Source organism: Amaricoccus macauensis, assembly GCF_049800915.1.
GTDB lineage: Bacteria > Pseudomonadota > Alphaproteobacteria > Rhodobacterales > Rhodobacteraceae > Amaricoccus > Amaricoccus macauensis_A.
This window is the reverse complement of the sequence record NZ_JBNAFY010000001.1, coordinates 362,483-380,430: the sequence shown is the minus strand read 5'-3', so window position 1 is coordinate 380,430 and position 17,948 is coordinate 362,483. Positions and strand designations below refer to the sequence as shown.

The 17,948-nt window shown below is 63.7% G+C and carries 17 protein-coding genes, 1 tRNA gene and 1 riboswitch; of the genes, 14 read left to right on the top strand and 4 right to left on the bottom strand.

Annotation, left to right across the window (positions count from 1 at the left end; genetic code table 11):
* Positions 1-93: 93 nt before the first annotated feature.
* Positions 94-615: a TetR/AcrR family transcriptional regulator gene (locus ACP15W_RS01640; RefSeq protein ID WP_424931083.1), complete on the bottom strand. Its 522-nt coding sequence runs from the start codon at positions 613-615 to the stop codon at positions 94-96.
* 69 nt (positions 616-684) lie between these two features.
* Between ACP15W_RS01640 and ACP15W_RS01635 the strand changes: the two genes are divergently transcribed.
* Positions 685-1,761 carry an alcohol dehydrogenase family protein gene (locus ACP15W_RS01635; RefSeq protein ID WP_424931082.1) on the top strand — a complete coding sequence of 359 codons (1,077 nt, stop codon included), beginning with the start codon at positions 685-687 and terminating at the stop codon, positions 1,759-1,761.
* Between the two features lie 20 nt (positions 1,762-1,781).
* Here the strand turns inward: ACP15W_RS01635 and ACP15W_RS01630 are convergent, their stop codons facing one another.
* From ACP15W_RS01630 to ACP15W_RS01620, 3 genes are all read right to left on the bottom strand, one after another.
* Positions 1,782-2,303 carry a glutathione peroxidase gene (locus ACP15W_RS01630; protein WP_424931081.1) on the bottom strand — a complete coding sequence of 174 codons (522 nt, stop codon included), beginning with the start codon at positions 2,301-2,303 and terminating at the stop codon, positions 1,782-1,784.
* A gap of 137 nt (positions 2,304-2,440) precedes the next feature.
* The gene (locus ACP15W_RS01625; protein WP_424931080.1) at positions 2,441-2,899 is read right to left on the bottom strand and encodes a DNA polymerase III subunit chi; all 459 of its coding nucleotides are present in this window, start codon (positions 2,897-2,899) and stop codon (positions 2,441-2,443) included.
* 7 nt (positions 2,900-2,906) lie between these two features.
* The gene (locus ACP15W_RS01620) at positions 2,907-4,394 is read right to left on the bottom strand and encodes a leucyl aminopeptidase (protein WP_424931079.1); all 1,488 of its coding nucleotides are present in this window, start codon (positions 4,392-4,394) and stop codon (positions 2,907-2,909) included.
* 95 nt (positions 4,395-4,489) lie between these two features.
* Here ACP15W_RS01620 and ACP15W_RS01615 point away from each other — a divergent pair, with 95 nt between their 5' ends.
* The 13 genes from ACP15W_RS01615 (at position 4,490) to ACP15W_RS01555 (ending at position 17,317) form a co-directional block, all read left to right on the top strand.
* Positions 4,490-5,602, top strand: a complete 1,113-nt coding sequence (locus ACP15W_RS01615) for an LptF/LptG family permease (RefSeq protein WP_424931078.1) — start codon at positions 4,490-4,492, stop codon at positions 5,600-5,602.
* Positions 5,599-6,693, top strand: coding sequence for an LPS export ABC transporter permease LptG (gene lptG / locus ACP15W_RS01610; RefSeq protein WP_424931077.1), 1,095 nt, complete (start codon positions 5,599-5,601; stop codon positions 6,691-6,693). Before ACP15W_RS01615 ends, lptG begins: the two co-directional genes overlap by 4 nt.
* 32 nt (positions 6,694-6,725) lie before the next feature.
* Positions 6,726-8,876 carry an LPS-assembly protein LptD gene (locus ACP15W_RS01605; RefSeq protein ID WP_424931076.1) on the top strand — a complete coding sequence of 717 codons (2,151 nt, stop codon included), beginning with the start codon at positions 6,726-6,728 and terminating at the stop codon, positions 8,874-8,876.
* 51 nt (positions 8,877-8,927) lie between these two features.
* On the top strand, positions 8,928-9,857 hold the full coding sequence (locus ACP15W_RS01600) for a peptidylprolyl isomerase (RefSeq protein ID WP_424931075.1): 930 nt from the start codon (positions 8,928-8,930) through the stop codon (positions 9,855-9,857).
* Positions 9,854-10,843: a 4-hydroxythreonine-4-phosphate dehydrogenase PdxA gene (pdxA, locus tag ACP15W_RS01595; protein WP_424931074.1), complete on the top strand. Its 990-nt coding sequence runs from the start codon at positions 9,854-9,856 to the stop codon at positions 10,841-10,843. Before ACP15W_RS01600 ends, pdxA begins: the two co-directional genes overlap by 4 nt.
* Complete coding sequence (gene rsmA / locus ACP15W_RS01590; RefSeq protein ID WP_424931073.1) at positions 10,840-11,688, top strand: 16S rRNA (adenine(1518)-N(6)/adenine(1519)-N(6))-dimethyltransferase RsmA; 849 nt, start codon at positions 10,840-10,842, stop codon at positions 11,686-11,688. The genes pdxA and rsmA overlap by 4 nt, the downstream gene beginning before the upstream one ends.
* 112 nt (positions 11,689-11,800) lie before the next feature.
* Positions 11,801-12,991 carry an ABC transporter substrate-binding protein gene (locus ACP15W_RS01585; RefSeq protein WP_424931072.1) on the top strand — a complete coding sequence of 397 codons (1,191 nt, stop codon included), beginning with the start codon at positions 11,801-11,803 and terminating at the stop codon, positions 12,989-12,991.
* Positions 12,992-13,060: 69 nt separating this feature from the next.
* On the top strand, positions 13,061-13,849 hold the full coding sequence (locus ACP15W_RS01580; protein ID WP_424931071.1) for an ABC transporter ATP-binding protein: 789 nt from the start codon (positions 13,061-13,063) through the stop codon (positions 13,847-13,849).
* Positions 13,846-14,118 carry a hypothetical protein gene (locus ACP15W_RS01575; protein WP_424931070.1) on the top strand — a complete coding sequence of 91 codons (273 nt, stop codon included), beginning with the start codon at positions 13,846-13,848 and terminating at the stop codon, positions 14,116-14,118. Before ACP15W_RS01580 ends, ACP15W_RS01575 begins: the two co-directional genes overlap by 4 nt.
* Positions 14,115-14,837 carry an ABC transporter ATP-binding protein gene (locus ACP15W_RS01570; RefSeq protein ID WP_424931069.1) on the top strand — a complete coding sequence of 241 codons (723 nt, stop codon included), beginning with the start codon at positions 14,115-14,117 and terminating at the stop codon, positions 14,835-14,837. Before ACP15W_RS01575 ends, ACP15W_RS01570 begins: the two co-directional genes overlap by 4 nt.
* A 5-nt stretch (positions 14,838-14,842) precedes the next feature.
* Positions 14,843-15,856, top strand: coding sequence for a branched-chain amino acid ABC transporter permease (locus ACP15W_RS01565; RefSeq protein WP_424931068.1), 1,014 nt, complete (start codon positions 14,843-14,845; stop codon positions 15,854-15,856).
* Entirely contained in the window at positions 15,853-17,169 is a 1,317-nt protein-coding gene (locus ACP15W_RS01560) for a branched-chain amino acid ABC transporter permease (protein ID WP_424931067.1), read from the top strand. Before ACP15W_RS01565 ends, ACP15W_RS01560 begins: the two co-directional genes overlap by 4 nt.
* Positions 17,170-17,240: 71 nt before the next feature.
* A tRNA-Arg gene (locus ACP15W_RS01555) sits at positions 17,241-17,317 on the top strand.
* A gap of 382 nt (positions 17,318-17,699) precedes the next feature.
* Positions 17,700-17,921: riboswitch (cobalamin riboswitch) on the top strand.
* Positions 17,922-17,948 lie beyond the last annotated feature (27 nt).

Here is a 17,948-nt window from a genome sequence, read left to right as displayed (position 1 = left end):
AGGTGCGCAACGAAAAACCGGGCAGCCTTACGTCTGCCATACGGTTTCCATACGGAAACCATACCGATTCCAGCACCTGATTTTCGCCCGATCTCACTTTCCGCGAATCACCATGCGGCCCAGCCGCTTCGCGCTCTCCACCGCCTCGGCCCGGAGCAGCGGCCAGCTCTGCATCAGCCCCTCGATCAGGAGCGTAAGGTCCGCCTCCCGACCCGCAAGCCCGGTCGCCTGTGCTGTCCGCGCAGCCATTTCGGTCTTGTGACGCCGCAAAAGCTCCTGCAATGCCGGGTCTTGCGGCGCCGCGCCGACCGCTGCGTGAAAGAGGCAGCCGTGGGAGGCTTCCTCCTCCATCCACCCGGCGACCCGCTCGAAGACAACATCAAGTGCTGCTTCAGGATCGACCGGCAAACCACTGAAAACCCGCTCCAAGTAGCGGTCATTCCGGTATTCGAGCGCCACCACCACCATGTCGCTGCGCGATGGCGTGTATTTGTAGAGCGTGCGCAGGCTGACCCCCGCCGCGTCCCGAAGGTCCTCCACGCTCGGCTCGGCAAACCCTCGGGCGGCGAAGGCCCGCTCCAAACCGGCGGCGATCTTGGTTTTCGTATCTCTCATGCTTGACGATGTAGAATGACCCCTCTACCTGAGCAAGTAGAGAGTTCATTCTACCAAACGGAGCGCATGATGACACGTCCCCAAACCATGAAGGGCATGGTCCTGACCGGCCACGGCGGCCCCGAAAAGCTGGTCTGGCGCGAGGATCTGCCCGTGCCCGATCCCGGCGACGGGGAGGTTCTGATCCGCGTCGGCGCCTCCTCCGTGAACAACACCGACATCAACACCCGCATCGGCTGGTATTCCAAAAGCGTCCGGGGCGACACGGCGTCGGGGACCACCGGCAGCTATTCCGAAGGCGCGGATGAAGATGGTGGCTGGGCAGGAAATGCCTTGTCTTTTCCGAGGGTTCAGGGCGCGGATTGCTGTGGCACCATCGTCGCGGTCGGCGAAGGTGTCGCGCCCGGACGGGTCGGAGAGCGCATTCTGGCGCGGACCATGCAGCCCCGTGGCGATGATCCGAATGACCTCCAGATTGTCACGCTTGGCTCCGAGATGGACGGCGCCTTCGCGGAGTATGTCGTCATTTCGGCTGCCGACGCACTCACAGTCCGATCCGACCTGTCGGACGTGGAACTGGCGAGCTTTCCCTGCGCCTTCTCGACCGCCGAGGGCATGATCCAGCGGGCAACGCTCAGAGCGGAAAGAGTCCTCATTACCGGCGCATCGGGCGGGGTCGGCTCCGCCGCCATCCAGCTCGCCAAGCGCCGAGGCGCCCATGTCACGGCGCTCACAAGCCCTGCCAAAGCCGCTGATCTGCGCGCCATCGGAGCCGATGAAACGCTGGACCGCGATGGCGATCTGCCCGAGCGGGCCTTCGATGTGGTGCTCGACCTCGTGGGGGGCCCGCGCTGGGAAGCCGTTGTGGCAACGCTTCGCAATGGCGGGCGCTATGTCACCTCCGGGGCAATCGCGGGTCCGATCGTGGAGTTGGATCTTCGCACGCTCTACCTGCGCGACCTGACCCTGATCGGAAGCACCCATCAGCCGCCCCGGGTCTTTACCGACCTCGTGCGCTACATCGAGAATGGCGAAATCAGGCCGCTGCTCGCGAAAACATACTCATTGCAGGAGCTTAAGGTCGCTCAGGAGGTCTTTCTCTCCAAGTCGCATATCGGCAAGATCGGTATCCAGGTCGCTTCCTGACCTGATACCTTATGCCCGGATCAGTCCAGCAATTCCTCGATCCGGGCAATCACCTCGGGCGCAAGTGGCTCCGTCGTCGCGCCCCAGGTTTCCACCACCTCGCCATCCGGCCCGATGAGAACCTTGTTGAAATTCCAGCTCGGCTCGAAGCCGGTCTCATCGCGCACCGCGCGGTAGAACGGGTGGGCCGCCTCGCCGCGAATTTCGGTGATCATGGTCATGGGCATGTCGAGGAAGAAATTCACCTCGCAGAACTCCTTGACCTCGGCTTCGGTCGCAAGCTCCTGCCGGAAATCGTTCGAGGGAATGGCCAGCACCACGAGCCCACGGTCGCGGTAGGTGTCGTAAAGGGTCTGCAACCCCTCGAACTGGTGGGCGAAGCCGCAGCGGGATGCGGTATTGACCACAAAGACCGGTCGCCCGCGCCATTCCTCCAACGCATAGACCTCGCCATCGATGGAATCGAACCGCGCTCCGATCGCACCGGCCTCGACGCCGGTCGATAGTCCCGCCAGCAGAAGCGCGAATAACAGGCGTCGCATGGAACACTCCCTATCTCGTGATCTGATGTGTTTACGCCTTACATGGCGGTTTGGTTCACAATTATCTGACCGTTTCGCAGAAAAATGTGATTAACCCCACTAGCCGCGCGCCTCAAATCGATTTTTTGGCATGGTTTTCAGTTGGATGCCTTCTGAACCCAGGCGCCTTGTTCCTGCGTCCAGTATTTCGCGCTCAAGCCGGCGGCAGTCACGGCGCGCCAATCGTTTCTCGCGGTCTCGACGACGCCGGCATCGGCCCCGTCAAACAGAAGACACACACGCTGGAATCGCTTCATTTCATCAACGGAAGCCCGCGCCCCATCCACAAGCATGAGCACATCCGCGCCGTTCGGGATCTCCTGCCCCACGGTCAGATAGACCGGCTGCCCCTCGGCATGCCCCATCGCGGACGTGCCATGGGGCAGGAAACTGTCATCGCGGTAGGTCCAGAGCAGCGCATCGAGCGCCTCCATCCCCGCCTTGGACCCGCAGCGCACCACCACGCGCCAGCCGCGCTCGAGCGATTTTTCCAGCATCACCGGAAGGTTGCGCTCGAGCGGGGTCGCCGTCAGGTGGTAGAACAGGACCTCGGCCAAGGATGCATCAGCCCTCGTATCTGTCCTGGATCAGCCGGTCGAGCGCGCGAACGCCCCAGCCGGTCGCCCCCTTGTTCGAAAGCTCCGTGCCCTTCGCGACATAAGCCACACCGGCAATGTCGAGATGGATCCAGGGCACGTCCTTCTTCACGAAGCGCTGCAGGAATTGCGCCGCGGTGATCGAGCCCGCAGGACGTCCGCCCACATTGGCGATATCGGCGATCCGGCTCTTGATCTGCTTGTCGTAGGCCGCGCCCAGCGGCAGGCGCCACGCGCCTTCCTCCTCGGATTTCGCAGCCTTGAGGAAAGCCTCCGCGAAATCGTCATCGTTGGAAAAGACACCCGCATTCTCATGGCCCAGCGCGATGATGACGGCACCGGTAAGCGTGGCGAGATCGACCATGGCGGAGGGCTTGAACCGCTCCTGCGTGTACCAGAGCACATCCGCCAGCACGAGGCGACCCTCGGCATCGGTATTGATCACCTCGACCGTGTCACCCTTCATGGTCTTGACCACGTCACCCGGACGCTGCGCCTTGCCGTCGGGCATGTTCTCGACAAGACCCACGAGCCCGACCACATTTGCCTTCGCCTTGCGCATGGCGACGGTCTTCATCACGCCGGAAACGACACCCGCACCGCCCATGTCCATGGTCATCTCTTCCATGCCGCCCGACGGCTTGATCGAGATGCCCCCAGTGTCGAAGACGACACCCTTGCCAACCAGCGCGAAGGGCGCTTCGTCGCCTCCACCGTTCCACTGCATGACCACAACCTTGGAGGGTGTCTCGGACCCCATCCCGACCGCGAGCAGCGTGCGCATGCCCAGTTTCTCGAGGTCGTCCTCTTCAAGAATCTCGACCTCGACCCCAAGCTCCCGCAATCCCGCGAGCCGGTCGGCGAATTCGGTGGTCGTGAGCACGTTTGCCGGCTCGTTGACGAGATCGCGGGTAAAGACCACGCCCTCGGCCTGCGCCACGAGAGGCGCGGCGGCAGCCTGAGCCGCTTCCGGGTCCTTCACCATGACGGTGACCTCGGAAATCAGGCCGGGCTTCTTGTCCTCGCCTTCGTCCTGGTTGGTGCGGTAGGCGTCGAAATCATAGGCCCGCAGGGTCAGGCCGAGGGACAGATCGGCCACGGATCCGAGCGGCCCGGCCAAGACCGTCACGGGCTTGCGCAGCCCCGCCTTCGCGATTGCCGCACCCGCCTTGCGTGCATCTGCTGCACTGGGCTTGCGCGCGAGCTTGATGACCTGGACCGATTCTGCGGCAAGGCCCGCCGGGAAATTCAGCACGTGGCTCGAACCCGCTTTCCCCTTCGCGAACCCGTCGCTTTCGGCCAGCCGGGTGAGTGCCTTCTTCGTGAGTCGATCGACGCGCTTTGCCAGCGGGTCCATCGTGCCCTCCGAAGTGATGAATGCGACGAGCCGCCCCTCAAGCGTCCCGATCGCCTCCGCATCGGCCTCGACGAAGTTCGTTTTGAGTGGCGTGGTCACGGCTCTCTCCTTATTGTCCTCTGACCGGCAAAGGCCTAACGGCTTTCCTGCCGGATGGCCAGATGGGCAATGGCGCCGGACCCAGGGGCATACGCTTGAAACGACTAGATCGATACCTTCTCCGGCAGCTTTTTGGGGCCTTCGGATTTTTCCTCCTGATCTTCACCGGCGTGATCTGGCTCACCCAGTCCGTGCAGCTCATAGAAACGGTGATCTCGAGCGGTCAGAGCGCCTGGATCTTCCTGGAGTTCTCATCGCTGGTTCTGCCGCAAGTCTTCGTGATCGTCCTGCCGCTCTCCGCAATCGGCGCCGCTCTCTATGCCCTCAACAAGCTCTATTCGGGCTCGGAGCTGGTGGTCATGATGGCGGCCGGCTACGGACCGGTGCAACTGCTCCGCGCAATCCTGATCTTCGGAACGATCATCGCCGCCGCAATGGCCGTGGTCATGATGGTGCTGGTCCCCATCTCAGGACGGGAGCTCGCGGATCGGACCCGCGCGATCCGCTCCGACCTCGCCGCATCACTTATCGTCGAGCGGCAATTCATCCACCCGCTCAACGGTCTCACCCTCTTCATCGACGAAACCGGACGCTCGGGGGAGATGGAAGGCATCTTTCTCAATGACCAGCGCGACCCGGAACAGGTCATCACCTATTCGGCCGAACGCGCGCTCTTCCTGCGCCAGGAAGATGAAGCCCGCCTCGTCATGCAGGACGGGGTGGCACTCACAACGACCGAGCACGGCGAGTTGAACAATGTCGCTTTCGACCAGTTCGTCTTCGATCTGAGCGACCTGATCGATGACAACGGCAGCCGAACCCGAAGGCCCTCCGAGTATTCCGTCATTGCCCTGCTCGATCCTACACCCGAAATGCTCGACACGCGCTTCGACCTCGGCGACTACATCGCGGAGGGGCACTACAAGATCTCGATGCCGCTCCTGGCCATGAGCTACCCCGCTATCGCGCTGGTGACGTTTCTCGCCGGGGGCTACCGCAGATCAGGCTTCGGGCGGCGCGTGATCGTCGCTGTCGGCGTCGGCGCTCTTCTTCAGGCCGTGTGTTTTGCCTGTCAGAGCCAGGTCGAGACGCATCCGGGTCAATGGCCCGTGATGTATGCACCCCAAGGGCTGGCAATTGTCTATACCCTAATCATGCTGCGCTATCTCTCCCATCCCTGGGGTGGACGGAAGGGAGTGCAGTCGTGACGCTTTCGCGCTACCTTCTCATGGGGTTCATCCGGGCCACTCTCGGTGTCTTCGCTGTCCTGGCGCTCATCGTTGCACTGTTTGCCGGTGTGGATGATCTGCGCCGCTACGCCGGATCGGATGCCGAACTCGGCGACATCCTGCGCCTCACCGCCCTCGGAATGCCCGAGACGCTCTACGAGATCTTCCCGCTCATACTGATGCTCTCGAGCCTCGCGCTGTTTCTCAAGCTGTCGCGCACCAGCGAACTCGTGGTGATGCGCGCCGCCGGGATATCCGCGCTGCGGCTGATCGCCGTGCCTGCCCTTGCCGCGATCCTTCTCGGCTATCTCTCGATTGCGATGGTCAACCCCTTCGTCGCCGCCACCCTGCGCGAGGCCGAGGAACTCGAGGGCGACATGGATAATGATCGCGCGAGCTTCCTGTCGTTCTCGTCGGAGGGGATCTGGCTCCGACAGGCCGACGCGGACGGACAGACGGTCATCCAGGCCGCACGGTCCAACATCACCGGCACGATCCTCACCCGTGTCACGATGCATCGTTTCGACGAGCGGGGCACGCTCTACTCCAGGATCGAGGCTCCGGTGGCACGCCTCACGAGCGGCGCATGGCGCATCGACGTCGCGAATGTCTGGGAGGCCGCGCCGGACGGCAGGTTCGAGAAGATCGTTTCCCAGTCGCGCTACGATCTCCCCACGACGCTGACCACCGAGCAGATCCTCGAAAGTTTCACGGCCCCCGAGATGATCGGTTTCTGGGATCTGCCCGGCTTCATCGATGATATCGAGAATGCGGGTTTTTCAGGCCAACGACATCGATTGTTCTTCCAGAGCGAGCTGGCGCGCCCCGCGCTCTTCGCCGCCATGGTGCTGATCGGCGCGATCTTCTCCCTCCGCCCCCAGCGCTTCGGCCAGACGGGCGTCATGATCCTCGTCGCGATCCTGGCAGGCTTTGCCCTCTATTTCTTCAAGGATTTCGCCGAAACCCTCGGCGCACAGGGGCAGATCCCGATGTTCGTATCGGTCTGGGCGGCACCGCTGTCCGCGATCCTTTTCGCACTGGGACTGTTGCTGCACCTCGAAGACGGCTAATCAGGGCAACGACCAACAGGAGACCCCGCGCCTTGAGCTCTCGCATCTGCAACTGGAAGGCCCTGTCCACTCTCGCCGCTGCGACGGTCGGCGTGCTCTGGGCCGGATCGCTCCAATCCCAGCCCGCGAGCCTGATTGCGGATTCCGTGACCTACGACGAGAAGACGGGCCTGCTCACGGCCACCGGAGACGTGGAGGCGGTCTACGGCACGCGCGTGCTTCACGCTCAAACGTTGGTCTACGACGAGAAGGCCGAGGAGATCCGGGCCACGGGGCCGATCAGCGTCACCGATATCGACGGCACGATCTTCCTGGCCGATGCCGCACAGCTCTCGCCCGATTTTTCCGCCGGCCTGATCCAGGGCGGACGGCTTCTGATCGCGGATCAGTTGCAGCTCGCAGCCAGCGAGATCGAACGCACCGGGAGCCGCTACACCGCCCTTCAGCGCACCATCGCCTCGTCCTGTGTGATATGTGCCGAAAACCCCGTCCCCACGTGGAGCATCCGGGCAAAGCGCGTCACGCTGGATGAGCAGGAGGAACGGATCTATTTCGAAGGCGCCCGCTTCGAGGTTCTGGGCGCGCCCATCGCCTACCTCCCCGCCATGAGCATTCCCGATCCGCGGATATCACGCTCCTCCGGCTTTCTCCTTCCGTCCTACCACCAGTCGGATCTCTTCGGATCGGGCGTCAAACTGCCCTACTACCTCACCCTCGGGCCATCGGCGGACATCACGGTCACGCCCTTTGTCACCACCGATGGCGCGACCCTCTTCGAGGGCGAGTACCGGCGGGAGTTCCGAAATGGCGGCATAGATCTGGGCGGAACGCTCGCGCTTGATGACGGTAGCGGGGACAGCGGTCGCGGTGCCGTCGATGCCAGCGGCGAGTTCCGGTTGCCGCGCGGGTTCACCTCCGAATTCCAGCTCGAATTTGCCTCCGACAAGAGTTTCCTGCAGGAATTCGACTACTCCGACGATGACCGCCTCACCAGCTACCTGCAGGTCGATCGGGTGCGCAGCTACGACTACCTCCACCTCGGCACCGTCGGATTTCAGAGCCTCCGCGAGGATGAGGACGACGGCTCCGTGCCATTCATCCTTCCTGAATACGAATACAACTACCGCGGCGCCATGCCCGGCGCGATCGGCGGTCTGTTCGGGTTGAACGCCAATGCGCTCGGCATCACGCGCGAGGAGGGACGCGACGTGTTGCGCGCAGGCGGTGGGGCGGACTGGCAGCAGCGCTGGATCTTCGGCAACGGGCTGGTGACAAACGCGACCCTAGCGGGCGATTTCGACATCTACGGCGTGGGCTCCGACCCCGATGGCGACGATGGCGGAAAATTCCGGGCCGTGCCCATCGCCTCGACCGAGGTGAGCTATCCCCTGCAGCGCAACAGCGCGCGGGCAACCCATGTCATCGAACCCATCGCGCAGCTGGTGTGGTCCGAAGATCTCGGCTCGAGCAATGTGCCCAACGAGGACAGCCAGCTGCCCGAACTGGACGAAACGAACCTCTTTGCCCTCAATCGCTACCCCGGCAGGGACCGCGTCGAGACCGGGCTGCGGGCCAATCTCGGCCTTCGCTACAACCGCTACGATGCGGACGGATGGTCACTCGGGGCAACGATGGGGCGGGTCGTGCGCGCCACCGATGACAACGAATTCCCGGAAGGCTCCGGCCTCGCGGGCAAGTGGTCGGATTACGTCGGCGCAGTCTCGGTCCGGTTCCAGACCGGGTTCGAGGTGACCAACCGCGCGCTCTTCGACGGCGAGCTGAACTTCCGGCGCAACGAGTTCGCCCTGAGCTACGAGGACGACCGCACCGAGCTGGAGACGAGCTACACCTACTTCGCCGAGGATTCGACCAACGAGATTCTCGGGCCGCAACCGGAGATCAACGAGCTTGGGATCGAGGCAAGCTATCGGTTTCTGCCCAACTGGGGGCTCGAATTGCTCTGGCGCTACGACGTGGTGACCGAACAGAATCTCAAGGCCGGCGGGGCGCTTGTCTACGGAAACGAATGCGCCGAATTCGAGCTTTCCATCTCGCGTCGCTTCACGTCATCGGTTAATCTCGATCCCTCCACGTCCATCCAGTTCGACGTCAAGCTCGCGGGATTGGGGGATGGAGAAAGCCAGGACTGGCCGTCGCGTGACTGTCGCCTGAAAGGCGCGTAAAGAGACCGGAGCCGGAACCTTGCCGAGATTCGAAGGGATTCTGAAGACCGAATGTGGATTGCTCGAACGATAACCACCGCGCTTTGCCTGACACTGGCGGTGCCGCTTTCCGGCTTCGCCGCGAACCCCTATGCACCTGTGCGCACGATCAACGGCGAGGTCATCACCGACTACGATATCGATCAGCGCATCCGGCTGCTTGAGGCCCTCGGGGCCGAAGGCGATCTCAGAAGCCTCGCACTGGAACAGCTTACGGAAGACCGCCTCAAGGTCCAGTCGGGCGAACGGATCGGAGTCGACCTGCCAGAGGATGCGGTTCTTGCCGGCCTCGAACAGTTCGCGGCATCCCGTGGCGCAGGCATGGAAGACGTGTTGCGCATTCTCGATGCCCGCGACATCGACCGGCAGGCAATGGACGATTTCGTCGAGGCCGGCCTGATCTGGCGCGAGGTCCTCGGAGCACGCTTCCGCCAGCTGGCCATGCCGTCCGATGCGGAAATCGATGCCGCTCTGGTGGAGGCCGCGAACCGGCGCATCGATGTCTACGAGCTGGGCGAGATTGCCCTTCCCTACGCGGAGCGCGGGGAGACCGAAACCCAGCGACTGGCGAATGATCTCTACAGGGAATTGTCGCTGGGGGGCGATTTCGCGTCGGCCGCACTTCAGTTCAGCCGCGCCGAGACCGCATCGGACGGGGGCCGGATCCCGGCCATGCCGCTGGAAGGGATGCCGGGGCCGCTGCGCAATGCCGTCAATGGCCTGTCGCCCGGCCAGGTTGCGCCGCCCATCCAGATCACCGGTGGCATCGCCATCATCAAGGTCCTGTCGATCCGGAAGGAGCGTCCGCCACAGGATCCCGAGACAACCGAGTTCGAAAGGCGCGAAGCCATGCGGCTGGAATTGTTCTCGGAACGCGTCAACACCTTCGGTGAGGGATTCCTGCAGGAGCTTCGCCGCGACGCGGTGATCCGGGAACAATGAAACCTGTCGCACTCACCATGGGCGATCCGGCCGGCATCGGCTGCGAAGTCACCCTGAAAGCCTGGAAGGAACTTCGGGAGGAACTCTCGTTTTTCCTTATCGGCGACCTCACCCACGTTGCGCACATGGCGCAGGGCAAGGGTGTGCCCATTACTCCGATTGATGCGCCCCACGAAGCCGTAGCGGCCATGCGTGAGGGCTTGCCGGTCCTGAAGCATCCCCTGCCCGCACCCGCGCCGGCTGGCCGGCCGGATCCGGCCAATTCGCTCGCCATCGTCGAGATCATTCGCCGGGGCGTGGACATCGTACGGCGCGGCGAAGCCAGCGCGCTTTGCACGAACCCGATCAACAAGAAGGTCCTGCGAACCGGCACGAAGTTCGATTTTCCGGGCCATACCGAGTTTCTCGCCCATCTTTGCGGTGCCAGGCGCCCTGTGATGATGCTCGCCTGCCCCGAGCTTCGCGTGGTTCCGGTCACGATCCACATCCCGCTGCACGATGTTCCACGCAAACTGACCACGGATCTGATCGAGGCCACGGTCCGCGTCACGCACCGGGCCCTGATCGAGGATTTCGGCATCGAGGATCCGCGGATTGCGATCGCAGGCCTCAATCCCCATGCAGGGGAAGGCGGCGAAATGGGCCACGAAGAGCGTGCCGTCATTGCACCGGCCTTCGAGCGGCTCGAACAGGATGGCATCGGCGTCCACGGTCCGATGTCGGCGGATACCATGTTCCACCCGGTCGCCCGGCGCAGCTATGACGTGGCGGTCTGCATGTATCACGACCAGGCGCTGATCCCGATCAAGACGCTCGATTTCGATGGCGGCGTGAACGTGACACTCGGCCTCGACTTCGTCCGGACATCGCCCGACCACGGCACCGCCTACGATATCGCGAGCACCGGGACAGCAAGCCCCAGGAGCCTCATCGCCGCCCTGCGCATGGCCGCCGATCTCGGCGCGAGACGTGAATCGCGGAAATGACAGCCAGCCTCGAGGAGCTGCCCCCGCTGCGCGAGGTGATCGCGGCCCATGGGCTCAGCGCGCGAAAGGCGCTTGGGCAGAATTTCCTTCTCGATCTCAATCTCACGTCCAAGATCGCGCGCCGTGCCGGGGACCTCACCGCCTGTGACGTGCTCGAGATTGGCCCCGGCCCCGGCGGTCTCACGCGCGGACTGCTGAGGGAGGGCGCTCGCAAGGTGGTCGCCATAGAACGCGACAGCCGCTGCTTGCCCGCCTTGGGCGAGATTGCGGAGGCAAGTGGCGAGCGCCTCACCGTGCTAGAAGGAGATGCCCTGGCGCTGGACCCGCGGCCCCACCTCACGCCGCCCGTCCGGATCGTCGCCAACCTGCCCTACAATGTTGGTACCGAGCTTCTGGTGCGGTGGCTCAGCCCGACGGAGTGGCCCCCCTTCTGGTCGAGCCTCACGCTGATGTTCCAAAAGGAGGTCGCCGAGCGGATCGTCGCAAAACCCGGCAGCAAGGCCTACGGTCGCCTGGCAATCCTTGCGCAATGGCGGGCTGAACCCCGCATCGCGTTCGAGATCCCGCCGCGCGCCTTCACTCCGCCACCCAAGGTCACCAGCGCGGTTGTTCACCTTGACCGGCTCGAAAGCCCGCGCTTTCCCGCGAACCCCGAAACCCTGTCGCGCCTCACGGCGCTCGCCTTCAACCAGCGCCGAAAGATGCTGCGTTCCAGCTTGAAATCCCTCGGCCCCGATGTGGAGGCGCAGCTCACGTCCGCCGGGATCGAACCCACGTGGCGGGCGGAGCAGGTTTCGCTCGAAGGCTTTTGCCGGCTGTCGCGGGTGCTGGATGGCACGAATTAGGCTGCACTTGCGATGCTTCGACAAGACGGTAATCTCCTCCCCAACGAATCTGCTCCGATCGCCGGAGCCCCGAAGGAACGGGAAATCAATGCGTTCAACCTGGAGACTTCACATGAAGCACATTCTGCTCGCGACGGCAGCTAGCACTGTATTGGGCGGCGCCGCTCTGGCCCAGGATTCCGTGAATGTAGGGATCATTCTCGGCTTTTCGGGTCCGCTCGAATCCATCACGCCCGGCATGGCGGCCGGTGCCGAAATGGCGTTTACCGAAGCCTCCGAAAGCGGCGCGCTGCCGGGCGGCGCGACGTTGAACGTGGTGCGCGGCGATTCCACCTGCATCGACGCAGCCGCCGCGACCACCGCGGCCGAAACCCTGGTCACCTCCGACAATGTCGTGGCCATCATGGGCGCGGATTGCTCCGGCGTGACCACGGCGATCGCCAACAACGTGGCCGTGCCAAACGGCGTCGTGATGGTCTCGCCTTCCGCGACCTCGCCCGCGCTCTCGACGATCGACGACAACGACTTCTTCTTCCGCACCGCGCCGTCGGACGCCCGTCAGGGCGAAGTCATGGCCCAGGTCGTGGCCGATCAGGATATCGGCAATGTCGCCGTGACCTACACCAACAACGACTACGGCAAGGGTCTGGCCGATGCCTTCGTGGAAGCCTTCGAGGGGCTCGGTGGCTCGGTGGCGCTGAGCGAGAGCCATGAAGACGGCAAGGGCGATTATTCCGCCGAGGTTGCGGCACTCCAGGCCACCGGCGCGGATGCGCTCATGGTCTTCGGTTACGTCGATCAGGGCGGCGTGGGCATCGTCCAGTCCGCAATGGACCTCGGCGCCTTCGACATGTTCTTCTTCGGCGACGGCATGTATGGCCAGAGCCTGATCGACGCGGTGGGCGACGACATTAACGGCAAGGTCATCGGCACCCTGCCAGGTACGGAAGGTCCGGGTGCAGACGCATTCGCCGCCATCGCAGGGGAAGCCGGCGTCGATCCGACCGGCACCTACGCACCCGAGAGCTACGACGCAGCAGCGCTCATTTCGCTCGCCATGGCAGCCGCCGGCGGCCCCGACCGCACCGGCATCCGCGACAACCTGATGGCCGTCGCGAATGCACCCGGCGAGCCGATCCTGCCCGGCGAACTTGCCAAGGGCCTGGAAATGGCAGCGGCCGGCGAGGACATCGACTACGTGGGCGCTTCCGGCGTCGAACTGATCGGACCGGGTGAGGCCGCAGGCTCCTACCGTGTCTACGAGATCATCGACAACGCCCCATCGACGATCAGCTATCGCTGATCCCGTTTCAACTCCAGGCCTGGCCCGCATCCCGCATGGGCCCGGCCGCAACCCACGGAGCCGCCCCGCGTGATCCGCGTCGACAATCTCCACCTGCATTTCGGCGGCATCCGCGCCGTGGACGGCACCTCCATCGAAGTCGCCAAGGGCTCGATTACCGGCCTGATCGGGCCGAACGGGGCGGGCAAGACCACGCTGTTCAACGTGATCGCCGGCCATTACACGCCAACCTCCGGCAAGGTCTGGCTCGATGGCGAGGACATCACCGGCCTCCCACCGCACGAGTTGTTCCACCGCGGGCTTCTGCGCACCTTTCAGATCGCGCATGAATTCTCTACGCTCACGGTTCGCGAGAACCTGATGATGGTTCCGCCCGACCAGCCCGGCGAAACCCTCTGGGACGCTTGGTTCCATCCCGGTCGCGTCAATGCGCGGGAGGCGGAAGTCCGCGAGAAAGCCGATGAAGTCATAGACTTCCTGGAGATCTCTCATGTGGCGGACGAGCTTGCGGGCAATCTGTCGGGCGGTCAGAAGAAGCTCCTCGAGCTTGGCCGGACCATGATGGTGGACGCGAAGATCGTCTTTCTCGACGAGGTCGGCGCAGGCGTGAACCGCACCCTGCTCAAGACGATCGGCACAGCGATCCAGCGCCTCAACACCGAGCGCGGCTACACCTTCTGCCTCATTGAGCACGACATGGACTTCATCGCCCGGCTCTGCGACCCGGTCATCGTCATGGCCGAGGGCAAGCTCCTGAAACAGGGACGCCCTGACGAGGTCATGGCGGACGAGGCTGTGATCGAGGCCTACCTGGGGCGCGGCCTGAAGAACAAGAAAAAGTCGGGCGCCCCCGCATGAGCCGGAAGGAAGAGACCGCGCCGCAAGACGCCCTGTTCCTCGTGTGGCACGGCGGCCGGGGGACACAGGTCAGCCTGGGAGACCCCGTCCACCCCATGGCCGAGGGCCTCTTTCTCGTCCGCTCCGCGCGGACCCTTTCCAAGTTGTACCATGCGGTCAAACGCCAGCTCCCGGCCGATACCGCACTTTGCGTGAGCCCGCTCTCCGCCCCGCCCAAGTTCAAGGGCATGGAACCAGGCGCGCTCAAGTGGTTGCGGATGAACAAATGACAGCTAGAGAAGCCCGAGCGTATCTGGAAGGCACCGGCATGACCGGCGGCTACGGAGGCGCCGACATCCTGCACGAGTGCACGATCGGCGTGAACCAGGGCGAGATCGCCGTCATCGTCGGCCCGAACGGTGCGGGCAAATCCACCGCGATGAAAGCCGTTTTCGGCATGCTGAAGCTGCGCAGCGGTTCGGTGATCCTCGACGGCCGCGACATCACCGCCCTGACCCCGCAGGACCGCGTCTCGGCGGGAATGGGCTTCGTTCCGCAGACCGGCAATGTCTTCACCAGCATGAGCGTCGAGGAAAACCTCGAAATGGGAGCCTTCATCCGCGACGACGACTTCTCCGAAACGATGGAACAGGTCTTCTCGCTCTTCCCGATCCTGAAGGAAAAGCGGCGCCAGCCCGCGGGCGAACTTTCCGGCGGACAACGCCAGCAGGTCGCGGTGGGGCGGGCGCTCATGACCCGGCCGAAGGTTCTCATGTTGGACGAACCCACCGCCGGGGTTTCCCCGATCGTGATGGATGAGCTATTTGACAAGATCCTGGAGATTGCCTCCACCGGGCTCGCCATCCTGATGGTCGAGCAGAATGCCCGCCAGGCGCTCAACATCGCGGATCGCGGGTATGTGCTGGTGCAGGGTCGCAACCGCTTCACCGACACCGGCGAGGCCCTCATGGCCGACCCAGAAGTCCGGCAGACCTTTCTGGGGGGCTAGAGTTCATGACCGATATCCTGAATGGCGTCATCGTCCTGTCCAATTTCGTCCTGATCCCGGCCCTGTCCTACGGATCGCAACTCGCGCTCGGGGCGCTCGGCGTCACGCTGATCTACGCCGTGCTGCGCTTCTCGAATTTTGCCCATGGCGACATGATGGCATTCGGAACCATGGCCACGATCCTCGCCACCTGGGGTCTGCAGGCCATGGGCATCTCGCTTGGCCCCCTCCCGACGGCTCTCCTCGCATTGCCCGTGGGCCTCGCCGTCGCGGTGCTGCTGGCGCTCGGAACGGATCGGGTCGTCTACCGGTTCTATCGCCGACAGCGAAGTGCACCGGTCATTTTCGTCATGGCCTCGATCGGCGTCATGTTCGTCTACAATGCCCTGACCCGGCTCTTCATCGGCACGAGCGACCAACGCTTCGACGATGGCGAACGCTTCCTGATCAGCGTCCGGGATTTCCGCGACTGGACCGGGCTTGATCAGGGCCTGGCGCTCAAGACCAGTCAGGCCATCACCATCGTGGTGATGATCGTGGTCGTGGCTTTCGTGTTCTGGTTCCTGCAGAAGACCCGCACGGGAAAGGCAATGCGCGCCTATTCCGACAACGAGGATCTCGCTCTGCTCTCGGGCATCGACCCGGAGAAAGTCGTGCGCATCACCTGGATCCTCGCGGCCTGCCTCGCGACCATCGCAGGCGTGCTCTATGGCCTCGACAAATCCTTCCGGCCCTTCGTCTACTTCCAGCTCCTGTTGCCGATCTTCGCCTCGGCGATCGTGGGCGGTGTCGGCCACCCGCTGGGCGCCGTTGCCGGCGGGTTCATCGTCGCCTTCTCGGAAGTCATGGTGACTTATGCCTACAAGGGCGTCCTGCGGTATGTCCTCCCGCCCGAGATGCTGCCTGACGGTCTCGTCCAGCTCCTTGGCACGGACTACAAGTTCGCGGTCTCGTTCATCATCCTCGTCGTGGTCCTGCTGATCCGACCGACCGGCATCTTCAAGGGGCGTGTGCTATGAGACAGGCCTTCGACAACTACCGCGTCCCGATCCTCTACGCCGGTATGGCCGGGCTCCTCATCATGGTGGGCCTGCTGCAAAGCTGGGTGGTCATGGTGACCATTCTCAACCTCTGCCTCATCTCCGCCGTGATGTCGCTGGGCGTGAATATCATGTGGGGGTACGCGGGGCTCTTCAACTTCGGCATCATGGGGTTTGCCGCGCTAGGCGGCGTGGCCGCCGTCCTCACCTCCATGCCCCCCGTTCCTGCCGCATGGTCCGCCGGGGGCATCAATCTCGGCCTTGCTGCCCTCTCCCTGATGCTGACGCTGGCCCTCGCCCTCTTCGTGCGCAGCCGGCTCACTGCCCTGCGCGGACCGGCAACGCTGATGATCATCTTCGCCGGCTACTTCGTGATGCGGGTCTTCCTCGATCCCGCTTCCGAAGCCATCGAGTCGGTCAATGCGGCGGCCGAAGGCTACCTCGGCGGCCTGGGCCTTCCGATCCTGATCGGCTGGCCGGTAGGCGGCCTCTTCGCCGCTTCCGCAGCCTATGTCATCGGCAAGGTCGCGCTTGGCCTGCGGTCGGATTATCTCGCCGTCGCAACCCTGGGCATTTCCGAAATCATCCTCTCGGTCATCAAGAACGAGGACTGGCTGACCCGCGGTGTGAAGAACGTCACCGGCCTGCCCCGACCGGTTCCCTACGAACGCGACCTGCAGGCGTCGGACTGGCTGATCGGATTGGCGGAGCGGTTCGGCACCGATCCCATCACCGCCTCGACCATCACCGTGCGCCTCGGATACGCGGGTCTGTTCCTGATCGTGGTCGCGATCATTCTCTGGCTGAGCCAGCGGGCGCTTCATTCGCCGTGGGGCCGCATGATGCGCGCGATCCGGGACAACCGCGACGCCGCCGAAGCCATGGGCAAGAATGTGGCGCGCCGCCACCTGCAGGTCTTCGTGCTCGGCTCCGCCGTGGTCGGCATCGCAGGGGCCATGCTCACGACACTCGACGGGCAGTTCACGCCCACCTCCTACAACCCGCTGCGCTATACCTTCGTGATCTGGGTGATGGTCGTGGTCGGCGGGTCCGGCAACAACTGGGGTGCGGTTCTGGGCGGCGCACTGATCTGGTATGTCTGGGTCGTGGCCGAACCGGCAGGCCGCTGGTTGATGGACACCCTCACATCACCGATGGACCCCGCCAGCTTCCTGCGCAATCATCTGCTGGAAGGCGCGGCCCACCTGCGACCATTCCTCATGGGAGTCATTCTTCTCGTGGTTCTCCGTTTCGCGCCCAAGGGCCTTATTCCCGAACGTCGGTCGCGCTAGACCAACGAAGTGCGATTCCGGTGTCAAACCCGATTGCAGCCGCCAGAAAGCTCGCATATAGAAGCGTTCAGGCACCCGTAGCTCAGCTGGATAGAGCGCTGCCCTCCGAAGGCAGAGGCCACAGGTTCGAATCCTGTCGGGTGCGCCAATTTTTTCAAGCACTTGGAAGATCATCGTCGAGACGCATTGAGCGAATGCCACGAAATTTGCCATGAAATGCGCAATCAAGTGGAATTCCTCTTCCGCCTGGGTGCAATGTCGAGCAGATCGACTGCGCGCTGCAGATGCGCCGGGCGTCTGCGACGATAAACTGAGTCGAGCGTCTCTGCTGAGGTCGAAAATTACTCTTCCGCGCCCGCCATCGAAACGCCGACAATGGCTGCCTCGGTAATCGGGTGATGCTTGGAGAGGTGCGGAAGACCTTTCCGCCATCAGGCGTATCTGTTCCGTTTCATCTTCTCGTTGTGAAGGGCTGTTTTTTCATCCACGGGCTCTGGACTCCTCGCACTTGACAAGATGTGCGTGTCGCGCGCATGTCAGCAAAAGTTGGTGCCCGTGTAGTCGGGTGAAAATGGGAATGCGTACCCCGGGTCATCCGGGGCAGACGCAGCCGCCCCCGCGACCGTAACCGGAAAGGTCGCCCAATGGCCACTGGCCCCGCATCGGGCTGGGAAGGCCGGGCCACCGCAGGATCGCCACCTCGCGATCCGAGATCCGCAAGCCGGGAGACCTGCCAGCGTGAGACGACGAAACCGGACGGGGTGCTCCGGTGTCGGGAG